Raw genomic sequence first — 20,033 nt, forward strand, 5'->3', positions numbered from 1 at the left:
AAAAGCTAGTGCCAATCAGTGGGCTAGCTTTTTTTTTGCTACTAACTTCTTTAACAGATAGCTTGTTTTATTTGTCTTTCTTTTGATTTTTCTGAATATTTTTTCTTTTCTTATTGACATCTATTCCGCCTTTTTTTATACTAAATACAATTCAATGTGAAAGGAATGTTCCATGATGAACAAAACATCACAACTCACACAATTGAATACGTATTACTTTAGCTACTTTAGATAGACTTGTATGCAGCATTCTGGATACAAGTACCCATGTACTATCTAGAATGGCTAAGGTATTTCGCTCTGATTTTAGCCAGTGGACACATCCAAATGGCTGAATCTTACAAAAAAAGATTATGTAACCCATTTGGACTTTGTCTGGATGGGTTTTTTAGAGCAATTATAAAGGGGGAAAAGAAATGAAAAAAATGGTTACAGCTTCAATTTTAGCAGTGAGTTTACTTGCTTTAGGTGCATGTGGAAAGAGTTCTAGTGAGTCATCTGACACAAAAACTGTGGGGATTTTGCAAGTCGTGCAACACGAATCCCTCGATGCGGCCTATAAAGGATTCAAAGAAGGTCTAGCTGAAGGAGGGTACACCGAAGGAAAAAATGTTACTTTTGACTACCAAAATGCTCAAAACAATCAAGACAACTTAAAAAGTATGAGTGAAAAACTAGTGAAAGAAAAACCAGATTTATTGCTAGGAATTGCCACTCCTTCCGCGCAATCATTGGCAAATGAAACTCAAGATATCCCAATCGTTATTACCGCAGTAACTGATCCAGTAGCAGCTAAATTAGTAAAATCAGAAAAAGAACCGGGTGGCAATGTGACTGGTACCACAGACATGGTTCCTATCAAGAAACAAATCGATCTTCTTTTAAGTATCGTACCTGATGCAAAAACAATCGGGATCATGTATAACGCTGGCGAATCAAATTCAAAAATTCAGGCGGACTTAGCTGAAAAAGAATTAAAAGAAGCTGGAGTGGCGGTAAAAGTTTTGACAGCCAATACTACAAACGACGTCCAACAAGTAACTACCTCTCTTGCTAAAGACGTGGATGGTATCTACATTCCAACTGATAACACCTTTGCCTCAGCTGCGACAATTGTCGGTGAAGTTGCAAAAGAAACGAAAACACCGATCGTAGCTGGTTCTGTCGAACAAGTCGAACAAGGCGGATTAGCAACATATGGTATAGACTATGAAGCATTAGGTAAACAAACAGGTATCATGGCAGCTAAAATCTTAGATGGAGATGCCAAGCCAAGTACCACTGCTATCGAATCAGCAAACGATCTAAAACTAACTGTTAACAAAGAAATGGCCGAAGCACTAGGTATCGACCCTGATTCAATCAAACTACCGGAATAGTATGCTTAACTAATAAAGGAATGACTATTATGACAATAAGTGACTTTTTAACAATTTTTCAATCTGCAACATCGCAAGGTGTACTATGGTCTTTACTAGCGATTGGTGTTTACCTCACATTTCGTATTTTAGATATTGCTGACCTGACTGCTGAAGGAAGTTTTCCTTTAGGAGCAGGTATTGCAGCAATCTCTATCACAAATGGCTTTTCGCCAGTACTTGCAACTATTTTAGGTTTTTGTGGTGGTGTTTTAGCTGGTCTAATCTCTGGCTTGCTCCATACAAAACTAAAAATTCCTGCTCTCCTAGCAGGAATTATTACCATGACCGGTCTCTACTCTATTACCAACCGTGTTATGGGAAAAGCACCTAATATTTCACTATTAGGTGAATCTACTATTTTCACTTGGATTCAAGACTTAGGCTTAACAAAAGTAAATGCCGTCATTGTCGTTGGATTTATCGTAGCCCTACTCGTCATTGCAGTTCTTTACGTCTTTTTCAAAACCGAAATCGGCCTAGCCATACGTGCTACCGGTGACAACATAGACATGAGTGAAGCAAATGGAATCAATACCGACAATATGAAAATGATCGGTTATATGATTTCAAACGGATGCATTTCATTATCGGGAGCACTTATCGCTCAAAATAACGGGTTTGCCGATTTGAACTCCGGTGTCGGAACAATCGTTATTGGTTTAGCATCCATTATTATTGCAGAAGTATTGTTACGAAATAAGCCTCTTCTTATTCGCCTATTAACAATCGTGGCTGGTTCAATTATTTATCGCTTCATATTAGCGATTGTTTTTGAATTCAATGTTGAGCCTTCTGATTCAAAAATTGCCTCTGCCATCGTCTTAGTTATTTGTTTGTCATTACCGCAAGTACAGTCTAAATTAGGCATTCACGGATTCCCAGGTAAACGTAAGAACGCAAAGAAAGAGGTGAATTAACATGACACCTGTCTTATCTATCCATGATCTTCATCAAGTTTTTGAACGAGGCACAATTAATGAAAACCATGTTTTAAAAGGCATTAATCTAGAGATCCATCCCGGTGACTTCATCACAATTATTGGGGGCAATGGCGCTGGGAAGTCTACGTTGCTTAACAGTATCGCAGGCACCCATCAGATTACTTCTGGTACGGTAGAGTTAAATGGCAAAGACATCACCAAACAATCCGTCATGAAGCGATCGAAAGACATTTCTCGTGTATTTCAAGACCCTAAATTAGGAACAGCCGTACGATTGACTGTCGAAGAAAATTTAGCGCTAGCTATGAAACGTGGCAAAAAAAGAGGCTTTGCATCTGGGGTAAAAAACAAAGATAAAGACTATTTCAAAAAACAGCTCTCAATGCTGAATTTAGGACTAGAGAATCGCTTAACTACTGAAATCGGACTGCTTTCTGGAGGGCAGCGTCAAGCAATTACCCTACTCATGGCCACTTTGGAACGTCCCGAATTGATACTCTTAGATGAACACACAGCTGCACTAGATCCAAAGACATCAATTACCGTGATGCAATTAACTCAAAAATTAATAACAGAACAAAAATTAACAGCCTTTATGGTTACTCATGATATGGAAGATGCCATTCGTTATGGAAATCGACTAATTATGCTTCATCAAGGAACTATCGTCGTTGATATACAAGGAGCCGACAAAGACCAACTTACCGTTCCAAAACTAATGGCGTTATTCCAAAAAAATAGCGGGGCTGAATTAGTTGACGATCAATTACTACTACAAAGATGATACGTAAACTGAAATAGTGTTCTTACTTAATAAGTAAGAACACTAATTTTTTATAAAAAACTCCAATTATCTAGCATCTAAACAAGCGACAAGTTTTTTTGAAACAGCTATAGTGTCTCCATAACCACTTTGTATGAGCTATATCGCTTTATTAGCCATTTGTATCACCTACTGTCATTTCTCTCTATCTGACTACCTCACTCGCGTGGAAGGCGTTTTTAATTTACAAGTAACATGTGATCAAATGAATCAATTAACATTACAAAAAAGAGCTTGTCCAAGCATGCTCTTTTTCAATATTTATTTAAAATCATCACTATTTTAAAAAGAACAAATAGGAACCACTTGTACTCTTTAAATGACTGGGGTAGCTGGATTCGAACCAACGCATGAGGGAGTCAAAGTCCCTTGCCTTACCGCTTGGCTATACCCCAATAAAAAGGGCGAACGATGGGAATCGAACCCACGAGTGCCGGAGCCACAATCCGGTGCGTTAACCACTTCGCCACGATCGCCATATTACAAAGACAAATTAAAAAACTAAGACGATGACTCATCTTAGTCAATACCGGCGGCCGGGGTCGAACCGGCACGCCCTCAACGGGCACTGGATTTTGAGTCCAGCGCGTCTGCCAATTCCGCCACGCCGGCCTGTTGTTAAAAGTATATATTGTACTAAGGCGGTAACCGGATTTGAACCGGTGATGAAGGTTTTGCAGACCTCTGCCTTACCACTTGGCTATACCGCCATTATACAATTTTTGCTCTTTTCAAGCAACTGGGGTAGCTGGATTCGAACCAACGCATGAGGGAGTCAAAGTCCCTTGCCTTACCGCTTGGCTATACCCCAATTATAAAGGCGAACGATGGGAATCGAACCCACGAGTGCCGGAGCCACAATCCGGTGCGTTAACCACTTCGCCACGATCGCCATGGCAGGGGCAGCAGGAATTGAACCCACACTAACGGTTTTGGAGACCGCTGTTCTACCTTTAAACTATGCCCCTAAATATTTAATGGAGGAGAGTGGATTCGAACCACTGAACCGAAAGGAACGGATTTACAGTCCGCCGCGTTTAGCCACTTCGCTACTCCTCCAGATGGCGCGGGACAGAATCGAACTGCCGACACATGGAGCTTCAATCCATTGCTCTACCAACTGAGCTACCGAGCCAAATTTTCTATGCTATTATTAGTGAAATATTTGAAAATACGGTCCCGACGGGATTTGAACCCGCGATCTCCTGCGTGACAGGCAGGCATGTTAACCCCTACACCACGGAACCTTTTTTCTATGGAGGTTAACGGGATCGAACCGCTGACCCTCTGCTTGTAAGGCAGATGCTCTCCCAGCTGAGCTAAACCTCCAATATTTCAATAATATGATCCGTACGGGAATCGAACCCGTGTTACCGCCGTGAAAGGGCGGTGTCTTAACCGCTTGACCAACGGACCATTGTATTAACGGAGAGTAAGGGATTCGAACCCTTGAGACAGCTTTAGCCATCTACATGATTTCCAATCATGCTCCTTCGGCCTCTCGGACAACTCTCCGGACGAAAGAAACATCTTTCTTACTCTTTTTCTCTATTGAGTATCTTAACACTTCTCCGTTGATTTGTCAACAGTTAGAAATAAGATTTTTAAAAATGTTTTTCATCACTCATTTAGCGACTTGACTATCTTATCAAATGAAATGTTATTTGTCAACATGTTTTTTCACTTTTTAAACTGCTGTATCAGCATTTATAAAACTAGAAACAAATCAACTTCGTTATATTACCATCTGATTTGACATTCGTCAACACTTTTTAAAAATAAAATTTCAGATGAAGCTCTCTTTTTAAGACCTCTATTAATATAACAAGTAATTTGCCATAGGTCAATCTTTTTTTGTGGTTTTTCAGTTCTTCTTCTAAACACTTTCATTCGAAAAAAAGAGCTGAAAAACGTTCGTCTTCCAGCTCTTTTATAACAAATAATTCATTCATTATTCAGTTTCTTTGGTTAATACACTACTATTAACGCATTGTCGGGAATAACAACACATCACGGATTGATTGTGCATCCGTCAAAAGCATCACTAGTCGATCGATTCCAATCCCTAGCCCTCCGGTTGGTGGCATACCATATTCCAAAGCTTCCAAGAAATCTTCATCCACGCCATGTGCTTCATCATTTCCTGCTTCTCTTTCACGTTCTTGCTCTTCAAAACGTTCTCTTTGATCGATTGGATCATTTAATTCAGTAAAGGCGTTGGCAAATTCACGGCCAACGATGAACAATTCAAAACGATCAGTAAATCGTGGGTCTTCTGGATTTTTCTTAGCCAATGGTGATACTTCAACAGGATGACCGTAAACAAATGTCGGTTGTTGTAATGTTTCTTCAACAAATGTTTCGAAAAATTCATTCAAAATATGGCCAACTGCCATTGCATCGGTAATTTCAACATTGTGTTCTTTCGCGTATTGACGTGCTTGTTCAATGGACATTTCTTGCCAGAAATCTACGCCCGTCTTTTCTTTTACAGCATCTGCCATGTGTACGCGTCGGAAGTCAGAACCCAAATCAACAGGTGCTCCACCATACGTGATACTTGTTATACCTAGTGTTTTTTCAGCGACAGTCCGAATAATTCCTTCTGTCAAGTCCATTACATCACGATAATCTGTATACGCGGTATAACATTCCATCATGGTAAATTCTGGGTTATGCGTCGTATCGATTCCTTCATTACGGAATACTCGTCCAATTTCGTAGACTTTTTCCATGCCACCTACGATTAGCCGTTTTAGGTGCAATTCTAACGCAATGCGCAAATACAAATCTATATCTAATGCATTGTGATGTGTAATAAATGGCCGTGCAGCTGCCCCACCTGCTTGATTATGCAATACTGGTGTTTCCACTTCAAGATAGCCTAATCCATCTAAATAGCGACGAATTTCGCTGATGATTTTGCTTCGTTTTGTAAAACGATCAAAGCTTTCTTGATTGCTAATCAAATCCAAATAACGTTGACGGTAGCGTTGCTCAACATTCGTTAACCCATGATACTTGTCAGGTAATGGACGCAACGCTTTTGATAAAATGGTAATTTCAGTTGGTTTAATCGTTACTTCACCAGTATCGGTCTTCATGATTTGACCAGTCACACCGAAGAAATCACCTAAGTCAGCATGCTTAAAGACATCATAGGGCTCATCACCTACTTGATCTTTACGGACATAAATCTGGATGCGGCCTTCACGATCTTGCAAGTGAGCAAAGCCAACTTTCCCTTTACCGCGCTTGGTTACAATACGTCCAGCCACACTAGCAGTCAGACCCATCTCTTCTAATTCCTCTTTCGTACGAGGATCAAATAATTCATGTAGTTCTGCTGATTGATGTGTGCGCTCAAAACGATGACCAAAAGGATCTATCCCTTCTTCACGTAATGACTCCATTTTTTGGCGACGAACCAGCATTTGATCATTTAATTCTTCTTGTGTTTGTCGTTCCTCTGTCACGAGTTTTCCTCCATTCTCAGATATGCTTCTTTCTTATAATGCCAATCTTCAGGCAAAAAAGCAAGCCGAATCTCTACTCCGACTTGCTTTGATTTGCAACAATTATCCAGCCACTACTTGGTTTGCCAAAAAATCATCGAGTAACATCATGGTCGTTTGACGATCTTCTGATTTATTAATTTCAGCCTTTAGCTTAGCCGTTCTTGAAATGCCTTTTAAGTAATAGGCGGCATGTTGGCGAAACTCTCTTGCTGCGATTCTTTCTCCTTTTAGAGCTACTAGTCGGTCAAAGTGAAGCTTAGCCATCGCAATTTTCTCTTCTGGTGTCGGCTCAGCAATCAATTCACCGGTCTGCAAGTAGTGATTGGTACGCCCAATCATCCACGGATTACCTAAGGCTGCTCGACCAATCATGACGGCATCACAGCCGACTTCTTCAAACATACGCCGCGCATCTTCAGGTGTGCGTACATCGCCGTTGCCCATGAGAGGAATCGAGAGTTTTTTCTTCACTTCTCTCAAGACGGACCAATCAGCTTTGCCTTCATACATTTGTACACGCGTTCTTCCATGCATCGCAACAGCTGCGGCACCAGCAGCTTGTGCGGCTAACGCATTTTCTACAGCAAATAAATGCTCCTCATCCCAGCCCGTACGCATCTTTACCGTCACAGGAATGGATACTGCCGAAGCAACTGCTTGTACCATTTCGTATACTTTGTTTGGATCAAGCAGCCATTTAGCACCCGCCTCGGCTTTGATAATCTTATTTACCGGGCAGCCCATATTAATGTCAATGATATCTGCCGTCGTATTTTTCTCGACAAACTGAGCCGCCTCAACGAGTGATTCTTTTGTGCTACCAAAAATTTGCAAACTCAACGGATGCTCTGTTTCGTCGATGTACAACATTTCTAATGTCTTTTTGTTGCGCAACTGAATCCCTTTGTCACTAATCATTTCACACACGACTAGTCCCGCACCAGCTTCTTTCACTGTCACACGGAATGCGGCATTTGAAATACCTGCCATCGGTGCCACAACGACACGATTGGGAATCTCCACTTGACCAATCATCCAAGATGTAGACATTTTACTTTGCTCCTCCAGTAATCTCTTCCTTAATCTCTGTCAGTTCTTGCTCATCAAAGAAATACTTGTTCCCGCAAAATGAACAAACAGCTTCTGCGCCATGGTCTTCATCAATCATATCTTGAATCTCTTTGGATCCTAGCGTTAAAATAGCTGAAGCAAATTTTTCTTTTGAACAATCACATTTAAACTCAACTGGCATTTCTTCTAAAATCATTACTGACTCGCCAGCAAAAATGGTATCTAAAATATCTTCGGGTGTCTTGCCTTGATCAAGCAAAGTCGAAACTTTTGGTAGTTCTTGAAGACGATTTTCGATTTTTGCGATCATTTCTTCGGATGCACCTGGCATAATTTGTAGCATAAAGCCCCCTGCCGAGCGCACAGAATCATCCGTATCAACTAATACACTCAAGCCTACAGCTGAAGGTACTTGCTCAGAAGCCGCTAAGTAGTAAGTAAAGTCCTCACCGAGCTCACCTGAGACAATCGGTGTTTGACCAGAGAACGGCTCCTTTAATCCTAAATCTTTGATCACTGTGAAAATACCTTCTGTCCCTACTGCGCCTCGTACATCTAATTTTCCTTGAGCGTTCAACGGTAAACTAATTTTTGGGTTTTGAATGTACCCTTTTACTTCACCGCTACCATTCGCATCGACCATAATTAAGCCTGCCGGTCCATTTCCTTGGATTTTTACGGTTAATTTGTCTTCGCCCTTTACAGTGCTTCCTAATAGAAGTGATCCGACAATTGCTCTACCAAGTGCTGCTGTCGCTGTATTCCAAGTATCGTGACGACGCTGTGCTTCTGCTACGACATCTGTCGCACAAACTGCATACGCACGCACATAGCCACCATATGCTAATGCTTTTACTAAATAATCTTTTGCCATTTCCAATTCCTCTTTCTTTTTCATTACTGCATCATACCGAGAATGCGTAATTTTTTCAACTGCCTCGCTCGTTCCATCAAAAAACAAGAGAGTCATTCCATGAACGGCTCTCTTGTCAAAACATTATACAGTTGTGTCATCAGTTGAATCAGGTGTGATTTCTTTCGTTTCAGTTTCTGATTGTTCTGCTTGTTTTTCCGCATCTTTTTGTTCCAATGCTCGTTTTGCTTCTTCATAAGATGCTGCTTTTTCGCTTGGGAAAGGATTTTCTTCCACTCCCTCAGGCATCTTACCTGTTTCAAATAAAGATTTGATTGCTTTGGCATCTAGCGTTTCAAACTCTAATAATTTTTCTGCAATCAATTTGTGTTGCGCACGATGTTCTTCGATGATTTCACGTGCTTTCGCGTGTGCTTCAACGAGAATGCGACGAACTTCTCCGTCAATCTCATAAGCCACTTGTTCAGAGTATGCTTTTGTTTGACCATAATCACGGCCGACAAACACTTGATGGTTTCCTTCGTATTGAACAGGACCTAATTTGTCACTCATTCCATATTCTGTAACCATACTACGTGCTAATCCAGTCGCCTGTTCAAAGTCATTGGAAGCACCCGTTGATTGAACGTTGAAAATAATTTCTTCTGCTGTCCGTCCACCAAGTAGACCAACAATTTGTTCAAACATATCTTCTTTGGTCATTAACATTTGATCTTCTTTCGGCAAGGCAATCATGTATCCGCCCGCGCGACCGCGAGGAATAATCGTCACTTTGTGGACAATACGCGCACGGCTAAGAACTAAACCGACAATCGTATGTCCTGCTTCATGGTAGGCCACCATTTCTCGTTCGCGCTTACTAATCACGCGATCTTTCTTCGCTGGCCCAGCAATCACCCGATCTTCTGCTTCATCAATGTCAGATGCATCGATTTTGGTTTTATTTCGACGAGCTGCGACTAACGCTGCTTCGTTTAAGACATTTTCTAATTCTGCACCGGCAAAGCCAGGTGTTTGTTGTGCTACCACTTTTAAGTCGACATCATCGGCTAATGGCTTGTTTCTAGCATGTACTTTTAAGATAGCTTCGCGGCCTTTCACATCTGGACGTCCGACCAAGATTTGGCGGTCAAAACGACCTGGACGAAGAAGCGCTGGATCCAATACGTCCGAACGGTTTGTCGCAGCAATCACGATCACGCCTTCGTTTCCGTTAAAGCCATCCATTTCAACTAGTAATTGGTTTAGAGTTTGTTCGCGTTCATCATGTCCGCCACCCATACCGGCACCACGTTGACGTCCGACTGCATCAATTTCATCAATGAAAATAATCGCAGGCGCATTCTTCTTCGCAGTATCGAACAAGTCACGTACACGACTAGCACCGACACCGACAAACATTTCAACAAAATCTGAACCAGAAATAGAATAAAATGGGACGCCAGCTTCACCAGCTACTGCTTTTGCAAGCAATGTTTTCCCTGTTCCTGGAGGGCCTTCTAATAATACCCCTGCTGGAATACGCGCACCAAGCGCAGAAAAACGACGTGGGTCTTTTAAGAACTCGACCACTTCAACTAATTCTTGTTTTTCTTCTTCCGCTCCAGCTACGTCAGAAAAACGTACGCGGTTGGCTTTTTTGTCTGCTTCTTTGGCTTTTGATTTACCAAAGTTCATCACGCCGCGGCCTCCGCCGCCACCGCCGCCGCCTTGTTGACCCATCATCATATAGAAGAAAAAGATGATGATCACTAAAGGTAAGAAACTAACCAATAGTGACAACCAAATCCCACTATTTGACTCTTGTTCAATCTCTGTTTTGACTCCTTGATCACTCGCTAATGTCGTAATCTCATTCAATGTGGAATCATTTGGTAAGACAATCGTTGAAAATGAAGTAGAGGTAGAAGACGTTGTGCCGAATACGCTCAATCCACTGTCATTGTCTACTTTTTGTGCATCTTTATACTGCCCAGTAATGCGATACACACCATTTGATGGTTGAACCGTAAACGATTCAACTTCGCCATTCTTTAATTGCTCTGTAAAAGTCGAATACTCAATTTCTGGCGAACGATCGCTGCCGTTACCAAAAAAGTAATAGACAACCATTACCATGGCTAACAAAATGAGTACATAATATAAGGTCGTTTTGACCGTACCATTTCCTTTTTTATTCATGCGGGCCCTCCTTGTCGTCTTGTCTTTATCTGACCATTTCATTGTATCATATTTAAATAGAATTTATGATAGTTTACGATTGATAAACAGATGGTTTTAACACACCCACATAAGGGAGGTTACGGTATTGTTGAATATAGTCTAGTCCATAGCCGACCACAAACTCATTTGGCACATCAAAACCAACATAATCGGCTTCAATCGGCACAACGCGTCCTTCTGGTTTATCCAGTAACGTCACAATCTTCACTGACTTCGCTTTACGGTATTTAAACAAGTCAACTAAATAAGCCAACGTTCTGCCACTGTCGATAATGTCTTCCACGATTAATAAATCGCGACCTTCAACATTTGTATCTAAATCTTTCACGATCTTCACTTCTCCGGAAGATACCGTCGCGTTTCCATAGCTAGAAACATCTAAGAAATCTATTTCTAAATAACAATCCATTTCACGAACAATATCCGCCATAAAAGGAACAGCTCCTTTTAATATGCCAACCACAAGCGGTGTTTTATCCTGATATTCTTCCGTTAATTGTTTTCCTAATTCTGCACAACGCATTTGTATTTGCTCTCGTGTGATAAGTATTTTTTCAATATCTTTATCTAACATACCGTTCTCCTTTCAAAGTTACTTCTGAAATTTATACAGAAGTACGTACCGTATTTTATCAGTTTCTTTCGCAATACTCAAATAGGAATGAAGAAAAGGAAAGAAAACCAAACCCTTCTTAGTAGAATCTAAAACAAACCAAGCATCTTCGCGTTGTGTTTGCGGGATTTTTTGATCAATTAGCCAGCGAGAAAGTCGCTTCGTCAATTCAGGAGTCAGGGCGATTCGGTCACCATCTTGCCGCTTTCGAACCGAAAGTGGCAAGGCTAGTTCATCCGAAAAAGCCACAGACATAGTCGACCAAGTCTGAACTTTTAGGGGCAGTAAACTCTCGTCCACAGGTGATTGGAAGAGCCCAATCCATTGATGATCTGATAAATAGAGCTGTGTGCCTTCCATTAAAGTGACGGCTTGCCGTTCTTGTTGCTCAGGCTTTTTCTCCAAAACCAATGTCTGATAGGCTCGGCGAATGACCCAACCATGAGCGATGTTGAGTAGCCATTGGGATTTGTGTTCATCAAGCAAAGTGAGCGTTTGATTGATTTGTTTTTGCGAGAGCGCGACTGTCCCTGTCGAACGAACAATTTGGGCTGCTTTTTCCAGTAAATATTTTTGTACCAGCGGCGATCTTTTTTGGAATAAAGACAAATCCAGTGACCAACCAGTAGTAGTTTTCTTAAACATCCCTTTTTCTTGTTCCCAGAGGACTTCTTCAAGCAAGGCCTCGTTGTCTTCGACTTGCTTGGCAATCTGTTGAAAGTGTTCCGTTACTTGGGGATGCTCTTTTTTTAAGAGCGGGACGACTTGCTGACGCATCCGATTACGGAAATAAAGCGAGTCTTGATTTGTCTCATCCTCAAAATAGGTTAGCTCACGCCTTTTGGCATAGTCATAAAGTGTTTGTTTGTCATAAGGTAGTAGCGGCCGAACAAGTTGACCATTGGCAAACGGCTGACTTGGTACAATTCCTTTTAGCGCGGTCAATTGCCCATCCCGAATCGCCTTCATCAGCATTGTCTCGAGTTGATCATCGCGATGATGTGCAGTAAGTAGTACCTTGTAGCCTTGTTCATTCATTATTTTTTTGAAAAAGTTATACCGAAACTGGCGTGCATTGGCTTCGATATTGCTAGACGTCGGTGTCCAATTGGCTTGAAAGAAATCTAGCTGGTGTTCTTTGCAATACGCATTGATAAAGCAAGCTTCTTTTTCACTCTCTGGTCGCAACCCATGATTCACATGGGCCACCGCTATTCGCTGAGTATCCGTCACTGAAGAGACTAGCAAATCGAGCAAAACCATCGAGTCAACCCCTGTCGATACTGCCAGCAAGACATCTTGGCTTGCAAATTGTTGGGTTTGAAATTCTTGTTGCATGCGCTGCACATCCATTGTGATTCCTCCAATCAAAAAAAGGTTGAACCTTGCGCAAGGCTCAACCATCAATATACTGACTAGCTACGGCGACCGCCGCGACCGCCGCGCTTTCCTTCAGTGTTTCTTCTCAAAGAAGAAAGGCGATCATCACTATCTTTCAAAAAAGAAGACATCAATGAATCGAAGTCTTGTTTCGAATTATTTGCTGCATTTTGATTTCCTTGATTGCGGTTAAACGGTTTTTTTGGTCCCGCTTTATGGAAATCTTTTTTAGGGAACTCGCGCTTTTCTTCTTGCGGACGATCCTCTGCTTTACGAATAGATAAGCCGATTTTGCCATCTGCTCCAATATTCGTTACTAATACAGTCACTTCATCGCCGACTTTCAATACTTCATTGATATCTTTGACAAAGCCATTTGATACTTCACTAATATGGACAAGGCCCGTCTTGCCCGCTCCCAAATCAATAAATGCACCAAAATTAGTAATTCCTGAAACTTTCCCTGGTACTTTTGCTCCAACTTCGATTGACATAAAAAATGTGTTCCTCCTATTTTATTACCCTTTTATATTCCATTGACACATACGCGTCATGATGACCTATTTATCACTAGACTCAGTCGGTGATTGACTATCTGAATCCGGTATTTTGAAATTGATCTCGCCGTCTTTTGAATAGAAATACCGACTGCGCGCCAGCTTGGCTACATAGTCATCGTCTTCTAATAATGCGACATCAGCTTTCAATTGTTTTACTTGTTTGTTTACTTGCTTTTGCTCAACTAACGTCTCTTGCTTATACGTGTTTAGCGTGGCTAAACGTGCATAGTCTCTTGCCAAGCTATATCCGATACTAATGAACGCCACAATACCGACTGTACAGATAACAGCCAAGCGCCTACGACGAAAAATCACTTGCCGCTTTTGCTTTGCGTAAGTTGCATATTGCTCTTTGGCGAAATCTGTTGGCAGATAAGCTACTTTGTTTTTCTTTTGCTTTTTCAATCCACTCGCCCCAGTCTCTTGATTGTCTTTTTCATTATACCAACATCAGAATCACTTGTCTAACAATATTGCAAACAACTTTGATACGTGCGCATTTTTTAAGCATTCACTCGTTCGTCTGAAAGAAGCGTATACATCGAGCTTGCATCTTCCTTTTTGGTAGACTCTTGTAATTTTTCAACACGAACGTTCACTGTCCGATTACCAAATTGAATTTGCAACTCATCGCCAACTTTGACTGTCGTACCCGACTTAGCGATTTTGCCATTTAATTGAATTCTTCCTTTGTCTGCAACCTCTTTTGCGACCGACCGACGTTTAATCAAACGTGAAACTTTTAAAAATTTATCAATTCTCATTTTTTCTCTCCTATTCGTAGTAACTTCTCACCAAACGGAATGAATAACCATTCCCGTACGGTAAAAACCTTTAATTTTATAATAAGTAACAAAAACACCGCTGCCCCAAGCACAACACCGCCAAGGCTGACCACCAGTGTCAGACTGCGATGCCACTGGGTTGCTAAAAGGGCTACACATAAGGCATCATACCCACTTAACATCACCACCATACCGGCCAGCGCCCCAAGCAAGCGCCAACCAAACTTTCGCTGTGTCCAAAATTGATGCAACTGCAATTCATCAAAATGCAAAAATGTCGCTAACACCGCTGCTAGGCCGAGCAACGTCGACAGGCTCGCGCCAATTGTCCCCATACTGGCTGTCAGGATTCCTGTCGTGACAAACTTGACGATGCAGCCACAAACAACTGCTTTAAAAGAAGCCAAGACTTTGTTGCGGCTCTGTTCGATACTTTGAAAGGCTTGAATGATTGCCATCAATGCAATCGCAAATACAAACAAAAGCAATGTCTTTGTTCCTTGGAAATCTTTAAACAACGTGTAGTTCACAAAAGGCATCAACATTGCTAACCCAATCGATGCTGCTAGCGACAGTGAAACCGTTAAGCGCAAGTACATAATCGCTGAAAAACGAAACTTCATTAGCTTATGCGACCGCAAATGTTCTGTCAAAGCCGGCAGAAAGCTTGTGCCTAATGCACCAGCAACGACTAATCCTAACTGAACGAGTGGTTGTCCGCGATCATAGACCCCTTTGGCCAATTGTGCCAAATCTTTGGGCATCCCCGCAATGATTAATCCATTCACCACAAAAAACGAATCCATTAACTGAAATAGGATCAATAATGAGCTAAAGACCGTCAACATCCCGGCTTCACGGTAAAAACGCATGCGAACCGCTCTACTCGGTGGCTTAATCTGCAAAAAACGCCAAAAGGAAAGAGTGGTACCACTCATCTGCTTGCTATAGTGCACCAACACCATCCAAGCAACGACTCCGCCAAACAACGACCCCGAGAGCGCATAGGCACCCACGCGGTAAATAGAATAGTGCAGCGTCACATAGCCCAGTGCCGCCAACAAGATAATCCCAACACGTACCACCTGTTCAATGATTTGTGATACAGCAGTCGGCACCATATAGAAATCTCCTTGAAAACTACCGCGGTAAAACGAAAGAAACGGAATCAACAAAAACGTAAAGGACGTCACTCGGATGAGAGGTGCCAATTGCTTATCTCCCATACCTAGCGCTAACCAGTCACTCGTAAGCAACAAAAATAACCAAGCCAAAACAGACAAACCAAAAATAAACGAAAAATAAGTCCGTAACTGCGTTCGCTTTTCTAACGGTGACTGTCCGACTAATAATTTTGACAGAAATTGTGGCACACTAGTCAGCGCAATCGTCATTGCAATCCCATATATCGGATAAATTTGCTGATAGACATAAAACCCTCGATCCCCCACCAAATTTTGAAAAGGCACACGATAGATTGCGCTCAGCAATTTGGCAAGGAAAGAAGCTAACGTTAAAATAAATGCCCCTCTGACCAATGAATGCATAGTTTTATTCGCCATTCTTGTCCCCTTTCTAAGATTGGGCGGCTAATTTTTGTCCTTTTTCCTGGTAACGAATGGCACGTAATGCCCGCATAAATGAAGCCACTTCTTGCAACCAAACCATCGCCTTCATGTCTTTTGGCACTTGTAGACGAATCGCCATTTTTTCTTTTTCCATTCCCATTGTCGCCTTTAGCTTCGTCGCTGCCAACCCTTCGAATAATTGTTCAACTGTGTAGTTTTTGGTACCGACTTTGCTGAGTAATACGGTAATGGTCTGCTGTTGTTTACGAATTACTTCGACTAACGCCCGGTCAGCGTTCATTTTTACTTCTCCAATGACTAACAAATGCGATACTTCATCTGGAAAGTCACCGAACCGGTCAAGCAGATCCTCTTGCAGCTCATCTAGCGCGTCCATACTTTCTAATTCACGGATTCGTTTATAGATTTCAATTTTTTGTCGTTCATCTTCTATATAAGAAGCCGGCAAGTAGGCATCAATGCCTAGATCAATTTCCACATTGGTTTTTTGTAATTGCGTATTTTTCCCTTGCTTGCGCTCGACTGCTTCTTGTAGCATCTGCGCATACATATCAAACCCAACCGAATCAATAAAGCCATGCTGCTGGGCACCTAATAAGTTTCCGGCCCCACGAATGGACAAATCACGCATCGCAATTTTAAAGCCTGAACCTAATTCCGTAAAGTCTTTAATAGCTTGTAGTCGTTTCTCGCTGACTTCGGTCAAGATCTTTTGCGGCTCGTACATAAAGTAGGCATAGGCGACGCGATTGCTTCGTCCGACTCTCCCGCGTAATTGATACAATGTAGACAGCCCCATGTAGTCAGCATTTTCCACAAACAACGTATTTGCATTAGGAATATCTACCCCAGTCTCGATAATGGTCGTCGTAACCAAGATATCATACTCTCCTTCGATAAAATCAAAGAGCGTATTCTCTAGCTGGATTTCGGTCATTTGACCATGTGCATAGCCAATACGTGCATCAGGAACAAGCATTTGCAACTCTTCCACCTTCCGCTCGATTGTATCGACGCGATTGTACAAGTAGAAGACTTGGCCGCCGCGAGCCATCTCTCGTAGGATTGCTTCCCGAATAGCACCAGGGTTACTCTCCATCACATAGGTTTGAATGGGGTAGCGATTTTCAGGTGGCGTTTCAATGACCGACAAGTCTCTCACACCTAGCATAGACATGTGCAACGTACGAGGAATCGGTGTCGCCGTTAAGGTCAACACATCGACTTGCGAGCGTAATTCCTTCAGTCGCTCTTTGTGCTTGACCCCAAAACGTTGCTCTTCATCAATCACCAATAAACCCAAATCAGCAAACGTAATATCTTTTGATAATAGGCGATGCGTCCCTACTACAATATCGATTTGTCCGCGCCGCAATTGCTCGATGGTCTCTTGTTGTTGGCTTTTGGTTCTAAAGCGACTCAAAATACCAATATTGACTGGAAAACCTTGGAAGCGATCGACCATGGTCTCGTAGTGCTGTTGCGCTAAGATTGTCGTAGGTACTAAAATTGCGACTTGCTTGCTTTCACGAATGGCTTTAAACGCTGCTCGTAAGGCGACTTCTGTCTTTCCAAAGCCAACATCACCGACCAACAGCCGATCCATTGGTTTCTCTTTTTCCATATCTTTTTTTATCTCAGACGTGCTTCGTAGCTGGTCTTCTGTTTCCGAGTAAGGGAAGGCATCTTCGAATTCTTTTTGATAGCCATCATCTGGACCAAAAGCAAACCCTTTCTCCGCTTCCCGCTGTGCGTAAAGCTGAATCAAATCATCCGCGATATCTTCAATTTTACCAGATACTTTGCGTTTGGTTTTCGTCCATTCGCTTCCGCCTAGTTTATTGATTCTTGGTGACTTTGACTCTGAGGCGACATATTTTTGAATCATATTCAGCTGCGTTACTGGAATGAAGAGTTTGTCATCATTTTGGTAAATAATTGTCAAATAATCTTGATGAACCCCATCTACTTCAAGGGTTTCCATACCAATGTATTTCCCAATCCCATGATTTTCATGTACCACATAGTCGCCAGTTTTTAGCTCGTTGTAACTTTTTAAGCGCTCGGCATTGGACACTGTTTGTCTACGCGCACGACGCTTCGCAACTTTTTGGAAAATCTCCCGTTCCGTGACGACCACCACTTGATCATGCGGTAACTCAAACCCAGCTTGCAACGTCCCATGTATAATTTGTGAGCGCCCTAAAAATAATCGATCTGGTGTCGTCTGTACTGCATAAATATCATGATCACGAAATTCTTGTTCCAATTTTTTTTGTTGTTCTGCCGACTGAACGACAAAGACGACCGTCTGTGCTTGCTTCTCCCAACGATCCACCTCAGCTTTTAATAAGCCCATCTGACCAAAAAATTGTTGCATCGGTCGGTATTGAATGGTTTCAATTGCTTGAAAGCGCAAATTTCCCATCCCTTTTTGAAACAACGCAAAAAATGTAGTCGGCACATGCGTTTTTTGGAAAAAGGCATGCACATCATACCCCAATGTCTGATCGGCAAAGAGGCGCAACTCTTCAATCTTTTGAGTATGCCATTCACCTTCTTCCCGCTCGATTTCTCGATTGGTCTCCATGATACGTGCATAGTCATCCACCATCAGATAATAAGAGTCGGTGAAGTAATCCATCACCGTGACCGTATCTTTATAAAGCATATCTGTGTAAAACTGTGGCTGATCTCCAGCAATACCTTCGTCCCATGATTGCATCAACTGACCAAAATAGTCTGTCAAAAATGCTCGCTCGGTCTCATCTTGTGTCACTGCCAGACGTTTTTCTAGCATTTCGCGCAATGTTTCCTTACCGTGTTCAAAATCTTCTGGCGCAAAGATAAGTTCAGTCGTTGGCTGAATGGCAATTTTTTCTACTTGTTCCAGTGAACGTTGCGTTTGCGCATCAAAGTAACGAATTGAATCGACTTCTACATCAAATAATTCAATCCGTACAGGATGTACTTGATTTAATGGGTAGATGTCTACGATGCTTCCACGAATGCTAAAATCACCTGGTTTTTCAATCATTGCTTGACGCACAAAGCCCATTTGTACGAATTTTTTTGGCAGTTGCTCTAAATCAAGCTCATCTTCTAGTGCAATACTTAGTTGCGCATTTTGCCAAGTTTGCTTTTTGGGTAGTCTTTTACGTAATGCTGCAACTGGTAAAATGTAGATGCCTCTCTCTTCAGCCGTGATTGCAGTCAAGGTTGCCACACGCTCTGCTTTGGCGTCCGCCGAAGCAAACGCCATCTCAGCTGAGAGAACTTCATCAACTGGAAAGACATATACTTGCTCTTGTACGTGACGCAAATCTTCTGCTAGTTGATTGGCGTAATAGAGATTGGGTACGACAACGACCACGGATTGCTCTAGCTTTTGAAACGCTCCGACAATGGCCAGATTCTTAGCCGAACCAGCAAGCCCCGTAATGAGCTGACGCGACAGTCCTTCCTGCAATTGACGAAGCCACTTTTCAACCGGCTCTGTCTTTTGCACTAATTCTACTATATTCATTCAGATGCCCCTTTTTTATTAAACCGATTCATAGCCATGACAAAATCTTCTCCACGCATCCACGCTACCGTCGCATCTACACCTTGTGCGATTCCTTCTTGAATCAATGGTGCATCTACTTTATCAAACGGACTTAACACATGTTGTACCACCGTTTGCTTTCCTTTTGGGCGACCAATGCCGACTTTCACACGCTTAAATGTTTGCGAGTCCAGATGCGAAATAATACTTTTAATCCCATTGTGTCCACCAGCACTGCCTTTTTGTCGTAATCGAATCTTTCCTACTTGCAAATCCAAATCATCATAAACAACGACTAATTCTTCTGGATATACACCAAAATATGTCATCAACGGGCCGACAGCTCGTCCTGATTCATTCATAAACGTTTGAGGCTTCACAAGTAATATCTTTTCACCATTACTAAAAAAATCAGCTACTTCTGCTTCGAAAGCAGTTTTCTTAAAAACACTATTTTCTTGATTGGCAATCTGATCAACAACCATAAACCCGACGTTGTGTTTTGTTTGCTCGTATTTTTTTCCAGGATTGCCTAATCCTACTATCATTTTCATGCGATACAATCTCCATCAATTTTCTTTCCAAACACAAAATGCTGGGCAGCTTAAGGCTGTCCAGTATCGGAAATTATTTGGTACTAAAATTATAGCACATCTCAAGCCAAAAGAGTGAATTCGTGAATTTCTTT

The 20,033-nt window shown here is 41.9% G+C and carries 15 protein-coding genes and 13 tRNA genes; 3 read left to right on the forward strand and 25 right to left on the reverse strand.

Annotated features, from left to right (window positions below):
- Positions 1-416: 416 nt before the first annotated feature.
- From NE257_RS05680 to NE257_RS05690, 3 genes are read left to right on the forward strand one after another with little or no spacing between them, the layout of a single operon-like run.
- Complete coding sequence (locus tag NE257_RS05680; protein WP_251851766.1) at positions 417-1,379, forward strand: ABC transporter substrate-binding protein; 963 nt, start codon at positions 417-419, stop codon at positions 1,377-1,379.
- Between the two features lie 35 nt (positions 1,380-1,414).
- Positions 1,415-2,338 (forward strand): ABC transporter permease, encoded by a 924-nt coding sequence (locus NE257_RS05685; RefSeq protein ID WP_211205552.1) that lies wholly within the window; start codon positions 1,415-1,417, stop codon positions 2,336-2,338.
- 1 nt (position 2,339) lies between these two features.
- Positions 2,340-3,146 (forward strand): ABC transporter ATP-binding protein, encoded by an 807-nt coding sequence (locus NE257_RS05690; RefSeq protein ID WP_251851767.1) that lies wholly within the window; start codon positions 2,340-2,342, stop codon positions 3,144-3,146.
- A 362-nt stretch (positions 3,147-3,508) separates the two neighbouring features.
- Here the strand turns inward: NE257_RS05690 and NE257_RS05695 are convergent.
- The 25 genes from NE257_RS05695 to pth all read right to left on the reverse strand — a co-directional run bounded on the left by NE257_RS05695 (position 3,509) and on the right by pth (position 19,899).
- Positions 3,509-3,580: transfer RNA gene (locus tag NE257_RS05695), tRNA-Gln, on the reverse strand.
- An 8-nt stretch (positions 3,581-3,588) separates the two neighbouring features.
- A tRNA-His gene (locus NE257_RS05700) sits at positions 3,589-3,661 on the reverse strand.
- A 51-nt stretch (positions 3,662-3,712) separates the two neighbouring features.
- Positions 3,713-3,797, reverse strand: a tRNA-Leu gene (locus NE257_RS05705).
- Positions 3,798-3,824: 27 nt separating this feature from the next.
- Positions 3,825-3,895 (reverse strand) — tRNA-Cys (locus tag NE257_RS05710).
- 29 nt (positions 3,896-3,924) lie between these two features.
- Positions 3,925-3,996: transfer RNA gene (locus NE257_RS05715), tRNA-Gln, on the reverse strand.
- 8 nt (positions 3,997-4,004) lie between these two features.
- A tRNA-His gene (locus NE257_RS05720) sits at positions 4,005-4,077 on the reverse strand.
- A gap of 2 nt (positions 4,078-4,079) precedes the next feature.
- Positions 4,080-4,153: transfer RNA gene (locus tag NE257_RS05725), tRNA-Trp, on the reverse strand.
- Between the two features lie 10 nt (positions 4,154-4,163).
- Positions 4,164-4,244: transfer RNA gene (locus NE257_RS05730), tRNA-Tyr, on the reverse strand.
- A 3-nt stretch (positions 4,245-4,247) separates the two neighbouring features.
- Positions 4,248-4,320 (reverse strand) — tRNA-Phe (locus NE257_RS05735).
- 39 nt (positions 4,321-4,359) lie between these two features.
- Positions 4,360-4,432 (reverse strand) — tRNA-Asp (locus NE257_RS05740).
- Positions 4,433-4,441: 9 nt separating this feature from the next.
- Positions 4,442-4,514: transfer RNA gene (locus tag NE257_RS05745), tRNA-Val, on the reverse strand.
- Between the two features lie 15 nt (positions 4,515-4,529).
- Positions 4,530-4,601 (reverse strand) — tRNA-Glu (locus tag NE257_RS05750).
- Between the two features lie 10 nt (positions 4,602-4,611).
- Positions 4,612-4,700: transfer RNA gene (locus tag NE257_RS05755), tRNA-Ser, on the reverse strand.
- Positions 4,701-5,167: 467 nt separating this feature from the next.
- A complete protein-coding gene (lysS, locus tag NE257_RS05760; RefSeq protein WP_251885976.1) occupies positions 5,168-6,661 on the reverse strand; it encodes a lysine--tRNA ligase in 1,494 nt (497 codons plus the stop codon).
- Positions 6,662-6,763: 102 nt separating this feature from the next.
- Complete coding sequence (dusB, locus tag NE257_RS05765) at positions 6,764-7,753, reverse strand: tRNA dihydrouridine synthase DusB (protein WP_007208012.1); 990 nt, start codon at positions 7,751-7,753, stop codon at positions 6,764-6,766.
- A gap of 1 nt (position 7,754) precedes the next feature.
- Positions 7,755-8,648, reverse strand: coding sequence for an Hsp33 family molecular chaperone HslO (gene hslO / locus NE257_RS05770; RefSeq protein ID WP_040367253.1), 894 nt, complete (start codon positions 8,646-8,648; stop codon positions 7,755-7,757).
- A gap of 123 nt (positions 8,649-8,771) precedes the next feature.
- Complete coding sequence (gene ftsH / locus NE257_RS05775) at positions 8,772-10,829, reverse strand: ATP-dependent zinc metalloprotease FtsH (RefSeq protein WP_251885977.1); 2,058 nt, start codon at positions 10,827-10,829, stop codon at positions 8,772-8,774.
- Between the two features lie 73 nt (positions 10,830-10,902).
- A complete protein-coding gene (gene hpt, locus NE257_RS05780; protein WP_251854695.1) occupies positions 10,903-11,445 on the reverse strand; it encodes a hypoxanthine phosphoribosyltransferase in 543 nt (180 codons plus the stop codon).
- Positions 11,446-11,463: 18 nt separating this feature from the next.
- Entirely contained in the window at positions 11,464-12,837 is a 1,374-nt protein-coding gene (gene tilS / locus NE257_RS05785) for a tRNA lysidine(34) synthetase TilS (RefSeq protein ID WP_251885978.1), read from the reverse strand.
- Between the two features lie 62 nt (positions 12,838-12,899).
- Positions 12,900-13,358 carry a S1 domain-containing RNA-binding protein gene (locus NE257_RS05790; RefSeq protein ID WP_007208007.1) on the reverse strand — a complete coding sequence of 153 codons (459 nt, stop codon included), beginning with the start codon at positions 13,356-13,358 and terminating at the stop codon, positions 12,900-12,902.
- Positions 13,359-13,424: 66 nt separating this feature from the next.
- On the reverse strand, positions 13,425-13,829 hold the full coding sequence (locus NE257_RS05795) for an FtsB family cell division protein (RefSeq protein WP_007208006.1): 405 nt from the start codon (positions 13,827-13,829) through the stop codon (positions 13,425-13,427).
- A 98-nt stretch (positions 13,830-13,927) separates the two neighbouring features.
- Entirely contained in the window at positions 13,928-14,188 is a 261-nt protein-coding gene (locus NE257_RS05800; RefSeq protein ID WP_007208005.1) for an RNA-binding S4 domain-containing protein, read from the reverse strand.
- Positions 14,185-15,771: a putative polysaccharide biosynthesis protein gene (locus NE257_RS05805; RefSeq protein WP_251885979.1), complete on the reverse strand. Its 1,587-nt coding sequence runs from the start codon at positions 15,769-15,771 to the stop codon at positions 14,185-14,187. Before NE257_RS05805 ends, NE257_RS05800 begins: the two co-directional genes overlap by 4 nt.
- A gap of 13 nt (positions 15,772-15,784) precedes the next feature.
- Positions 15,785-19,324, reverse strand: coding sequence for a transcription-repair coupling factor (gene mfd, locus NE257_RS05810; RefSeq protein ID WP_251885980.1), 3,540 nt, complete (start codon positions 19,322-19,324; stop codon positions 15,785-15,787).
- On the reverse strand, positions 19,321-19,899 hold the full coding sequence (gene pth / locus NE257_RS05815) for an aminoacyl-tRNA hydrolase (RefSeq protein WP_251854689.1): 579 nt from the start codon (positions 19,897-19,899) through the stop codon (positions 19,321-19,323). Before pth ends, mfd begins: the two co-directional genes overlap by 4 nt.
- Between the last annotated feature and the right edge of the window lie 134 nt (positions 19,900-20,033).

The organism is Enterococcus italicus (assembly GCF_023743875.1).
GTDB lineage: Bacteria > Bacillota > Bacilli > Lactobacillales > Enterococcaceae > Enterococcus_G > Enterococcus_G italicus.